6 protein-coding genes are annotated in these 4,725 nt (G+C 60.2%); all 6 read left to right on the forward strand.

The features are described 5' to 3' along the window. Positions 1–12: 12 nt before the first annotated feature. The 6 genes from infC to VGL70_19125 all read left to right on the forward strand — a co-directional run bounded on the left by infC (position 13) and on the right by VGL70_19125 (position 4,672). Positions 13–525 (forward strand): translation initiation factor IF-3, encoded by a 513-nt coding sequence (gene infC / locus VGL70_19100; protein ID HEY3305638.1) that lies wholly within the window; start codon positions 13–15, stop codon positions 523–525. Between the two features lie 14 nt (positions 526–539). Beyond that, on the forward strand, positions 540–737 hold the full coding sequence (gene rpmI, locus VGL70_19105; protein ID HEY3305639.1) for a 50S ribosomal protein L35: 198 nt from the start codon (positions 540–542) through the stop codon (positions 735–737). A 92-nt stretch (positions 738–829) separates the two neighbouring features. After that, complete coding sequence (gene rplT, locus VGL70_19110) at positions 830–1,189, forward strand: 50S ribosomal protein L20 (protein HEY3305640.1); 360 nt, start codon at positions 830–832, stop codon at positions 1,187–1,189. 20 nt (positions 1,190–1,209) lie between these two features. Further along, positions 1,210–2,259 (forward strand): phenylalanine--tRNA ligase subunit alpha, encoded by a 1,050-nt coding sequence (gene pheS, locus VGL70_19115; protein HEY3305641.1) that lies wholly within the window; start codon positions 1,210–1,212, stop codon positions 2,257–2,259. Between the two features lie 7 nt (positions 2,260–2,266). Continuing rightward, complete coding sequence (pheT, locus tag VGL70_19120) at positions 2,267–4,345, forward strand: phenylalanine--tRNA ligase subunit beta (protein ID HEY3305642.1); 2,079 nt, start codon at positions 2,267–2,269, stop codon at positions 4,343–4,345. 39 nt (positions 4,346–4,384) lie between these two features. Beyond that, positions 4,385–4,672 carry an integration host factor subunit alpha gene (locus VGL70_19125; protein HEY3305643.1) on the forward strand — a complete coding sequence of 96 codons (288 nt, stop codon included), beginning with the start codon at positions 4,385–4,387 and terminating at the stop codon, positions 4,670–4,672. Positions 4,673–4,725 lie beyond the last annotated feature (53 nt).

A 4,725-nucleotide genomic window follows, 5' to 3' on the forward strand; every position in this document is an offset into this window, starting at 1 on the left:
AGGAGGTGGCTTATAGCTGCTAGCAGGGAGGCGAGAATCAATCATCAGATCCGCGCCCGCGAGGTGCGGGTGATAGGCGCGGACGGGAGCCAGTTGGGCGTGATGCCGCTTTACGAGGCGCTCAAGCAGGTGGAGGCGCTCGGCGTCGATCTGGTCGAGGTGGCGCCGGAGGCCCAGCCGCCGGTCTGCCGCATGATGGATTACGGCAAGTTCCGCTACCAGCAGAAAAAGAAATCTGCAGGCGGGAAAAAGACGTTCGTCACGATCAAAGAGGTCAAGATGGGATCGCGCACCGACCGCCACGATTTAGTCTACAAGGTCAAAAACATCCGGCGGTTCATAGAGCGGGGACAGAGAGTCAAGGTCTCGGTTTTCTTCCGCGGCCGCGAAATCACGCACCCGGAACTGGGCAGACAGATGCTCAACTCGGTCGTGGGTCAGGTGCAGGACATCGCCAAGCTCGATATTGCGCCGCGATTGGAAGGCAGAAACATGGCCATGCTTCTGGTCCCGAAACAGGCCTAAAGAGGGAGAAAAAAGTGCCGAAAATAAAAAGCAAGCGCGGCGCGATGAAAAGATTTCGCGTCACGGCAAGCGGGAAGATCAAAAGAAGCAAAGGCTTCAAAGGTCACCTGCTTTCCAGCAAAAACAAAAAACGGAAGCGAAGACTCCGGAAGAGCGGTCTAGTGTCGGCTGTCGAGCAGAAAAATATCCGCAAACTGATACCGTATTTATAGCCGTCAGCAAAGAAGCGGTCAGCTATCAGCTAAGAAGGAGTCCAAGAATTTGCTGACCGCTGAAAGCTATTCAAAGGAAGGAGCTAACTACAGTGCCAAGAGCCAAGGGAGGAAGTAAAACCAGGCGGCGGCGGAAGAAGATCATGAAGCTCGCCAAGGGCTATGTCGGAGGCCGCGGCAAGTTGTACCGCATGGCGCGGGAGACGGTCGAGCGCGGTCTCGCATTCGCCTATAGAGATCGCCGGGTCCGGCGGAGGGAGTTCCGCGGCCTGTGGATCACGCGCATCAACGCGGCGGCTCGATTGAGCGGGCTTTCGTACAGTCAATTGATCCGGGGTCTCAAGCATGCCGGCGTCGAGTTGGATCGAAAAATCCTCGCGGATATAGCGGTCGCGGACGCGGCCGGCTTCGGCCAGATAGCCCAGCTCGCCAAGACTCACCTTTCAACGTAGTTTTTCGCCGCACTTCCAGTATGAGCGAGTCTCTGGACAATCTCAGGGACGAAGTCGTCGATCGGATCGGCCGCTCGGCGTCCGAGGACGAGGTCGAACGTCTCCGCGTCGAAGTCCTCGGGCGCAAAGGAACGCTTACGAGTCTGCTCCGCGGCCTGAAGGACGTCCCGGCCGAGGAGCGGCCGAAACGCGGCGAAGCGCTCAACCGGCTCCGCGGCTTTCTCGAAGAGCGGATCGACGAGCGCCTCCAGGCGCTGAAGTCCGGGAATCGAGAGAAGGCGCTCAGCCGGGAGCGGGTCGACATCACGCTTCCGGGGAGCCGCCGCGAGCGCGGACGGGTCCACCCGCTGACGCTCGCGATGGACGAGATCATCGACGTGTTTTTGGGCATGGGCTTCGAGATCGCGCGCGGGCCCGAGATCGAAGACGACTACCATAACTTCGAGGCGCTCAATATACCCAAGGACCATCCGGCGCGCGACATGCAGGACACCTTTTTCGTCGGCGAAAACCGTCTGCTCCGCACCCACACCTCGCCGGTTCAGATCCGCGTCATGGAGAGCCGCAAGCCGCCGCTCCAGATCATTGCGCCCGGCACCGTCTATCGGCGCGATGAGCTGGACGTGACCCATTCACCGGCGTTTCTTCAAGTCGAAGGCTTCATGGTCGATCGCGGCATATCGTTCAGCGATCTCAAAGGAGTTCTGACGCACGTGCTCCGGCGGATCTTCAGCGAAGACACCGCTGTTCGCTTCCGTCCTAGTTTCTTTCCTTTTACGGAGCCGAGCGCAGAAGTCGATATCGGCTGCTTTAATTGCGGCGGCAAGGGCTCGCTCGGCGCTTCACAGCCGTGCCGCGTGTGCAAGGGCTCCGGCTGGCTCGAAATTCTGGGCAGCGGCATGATCGACCCGGAAGTCTTTCGCTTCGTCGGCTACGATCCGGAAAAATTCTCCGGCTTCGCCTTCGGCATGGGCGTCGAGCGCATCGCGATGCTGAAGTTCGGCATCGAGGACATGCGGCTCTTCTTTCAAAACGACATGAGGTTCTTGCGCCAGTTTCCCAGTTTCTGAATAATCCATGAAGCTTACTTTCAATTGGCTGAAAGAGTTCGTCGAGCTTAAGGATTCCCCGGAGAAGCTCGCCGAGGCGCTGACGATGGCAGGCCTCGAAGTGGAATCTCTGGCGCCCCTGCGTCCGGCGGACGGCGCCGGCGAGGACTGGCTCATCGAGATCGCGGTGACGCCGAATCGCGGCGACTGCCTCGGTGTCATCGGCCTCGCGCGCGAAATCGCGGCTCTGAGGGGCGGCCGTCTAAAGCTGCCGGCGCAGAAATCTTCAGGCGTAAAACCAAAAGCAACACCGCCCGTCAAGGTCGAGATCCGAAGCCCGCGCTCCTGCCCGCGCTATTCGGCCAGCGTCGTCGAGTCGGTGCGCGTCGGCGCGGCGCCCGACTGGATGCGATTTCGCCTCGAGGCCTGCGGCATCCGCTCGATCAACAACATCGTGGACGTCACCAACTACGTCATGCTGGAGACCAGCCAGCCGCTCCACGCCTTTGATCTCGACCGGCTCTCCGCCAAAAAGATCGTCGTCCGGCAGGCGAGAGGGATAAAAAAGTTCGTTACTTTGGACGGCGTCGAGCGCGAGCTCGCGCCGGAGGACCTGCTCATCTGCGACGGCGACGTTCCCGTCGCGTTGGCCGGCGTCATGGGCGGGCGCGACTCGGAGGTCGGCGCCGCGCCGCGCGCGGTGCTGCTCGAAAGCGCTAACTTCGATCCGGTGACGGTGCGCCGCACGGCCAAGCGCCTGGGCCTGCACAGCGAAGCTTCGCACCGCTTCGAGAGAGGCGTCGATCCGGAAGGGACGATCGCCGCTCTGGAGCGAGCCGTCTCCTTGCTCGGCCAGGTTGCGGGCGGAAAACCGGCCGGCAACGTCATCGACCGCTATCCTCGACGAGCCAAGCCGCCGTCGATTCTGCTCAGGCGGCCGAGAGTAGACGACATCGTCGGCGTCGAGATAAAGCCCGCGGAGATCGAAAAGATTCTCAAGCGGCTCGGCTGCAAGATTCAGCGCCGCGGAAAAGCCGCCTTCAACGTCATTCCTCCCACCTACCGCAGCGATCTTTCGCGCGAGGCCGATCTCATCGAGGAAATCGCCCGCCTGCATGGATACGATAAAATACCGTCCACGCTGCCGCGGGCGCGCGTGGGCGGGAGACCGGACGCGCGGCTCCGCTGGGAGCGCGGACTGCGCTCTTATCTAATCGGCGAAGGGCTCACGGAGACCATCAACCTGCCGTTCACTTCCGCGGAAATGAACGCTCGTTTTCCCGGCATCCTGGACGGTCGCAAAAAGCCGGTGGCCGTTTTGAATCCGCTGGTGCAGGAGAGCGCGGAGATGAGGCGGAGCCTCATTCCCGGTCTCATCGAGAACCTCAAAGTTAACCTCGCTCAACGAGTCAAAGGTCTCGGCGTTTTTGCTCTCGGCAAGGTCTTCTCCCTCGCCGACGACGGCGATCCTCGGGAGCGCCAGCATCTGGCCGGGCTCTTTTACGGCGCTCGGGAGCGCCGGGGACTGCGCGCCGAGGATGCGCCGTTTACCTTCCTTGACGCCAAGGGATTGATCGAGGGCATCGTAGAACAAATCGCCGCCGGGGACCGTTTGGGCTGGACGGGAGAGGCCGTTCCGGCGTTTCTCCACCCCGGCCGCGCCGCCCGCCTCGAAATCGACGGCGCGCCTCTGGGTTATATCGGCGAGATCCATCCGAACGTAAGCGAAGAGCTCTCTCTGCCGCGATTGTTGATCTTCGAACTTGACTTTGAAAAGTTGGTTCAGTATCTTTCGCCTAAGTTAACGGTTCGTTCCCTTCCGAGATTTCCATCTGTTGAACGGGACTTGGCTGTCGTCGTGGATGAAAAGTTTCCCGCGCAACAGATCATTAACTGGCTCAAAGATCTGCGCCACTCTCTGATTGAAGGCGTGGAGGTGTTCGATCAATACCGCGGCGCTCCCATTCCGGAAGGCAAGAAGAGTCTGGCCTATACCATTTCGTATAGGGCGGAAGACAGAACTTTGACCGACGCGGAGGTACAAGACCTGCATCAGGAACTGGTGTCGCGGATCGGCGAGCGCTTCGGCGCTCAGCTCAGAGGGTGACGCTGCCGGCGCGCTCGACCGAAAAAGAGAGGTGGGAAGATGACCAAAGCTGAAATCATCGCCCGGATTTACGAGAAGGTGGGGTTCGCGAAGAAAGACGCCACGGACGTGGTGGAGGCTACTTTTGAAATCATCAAAAGTTGCTTGGAGAAAGGGGAGAAGGTCAAGGTCTCCGGATTCGGCAACTTCGTGGTCAACACCAAGCGGCCGCGCAAGGGACGGAACCCTCAGACCGGCGAAGAGATCATCATCGTCGGCCGCAAAGTCCTCACCTTCAAGCCGAGCCAGATTTTAAAAAAGAGCCTCAACAGCGGCGCGTCCACTTAGGAACTTTCTCTCATGCCTCCTCGGCTGCCCGACAAAATCTATTTCAAGATCGG

Source organism: Candidatus Binatia bacterium (genome assembly GCA_036504975.1).
Classification (GTDB): domain Bacteria; phylum Desulfobacterota; class Binatia; order UBA9968; family UBA9968; genus JAJPJQ01.

Bases quoted from the DNA above. Each gene is read 5' to 3' on its own strand.
- pheS (HEY3305641.1), top strand. From the start codon at position 1,210: ATGAGCGAGTCTCTGGACAATCTCAGGGACGAAGTCGTCGATCGGATC.
- pheT (HEY3305642.1), top strand. From the start codon at position 2,267: ATGAAGCTTACTTTCAATTGGCTGAAAGAGTTCGTCGAGCTTAAGGAT.
- VGL70_19125 (HEY3305643.1), top strand. From the start codon at position 4,385: ATGACCAAAGCTGAAATCATCGCCCGGATTTACGAGAAGGTGGGGTTC.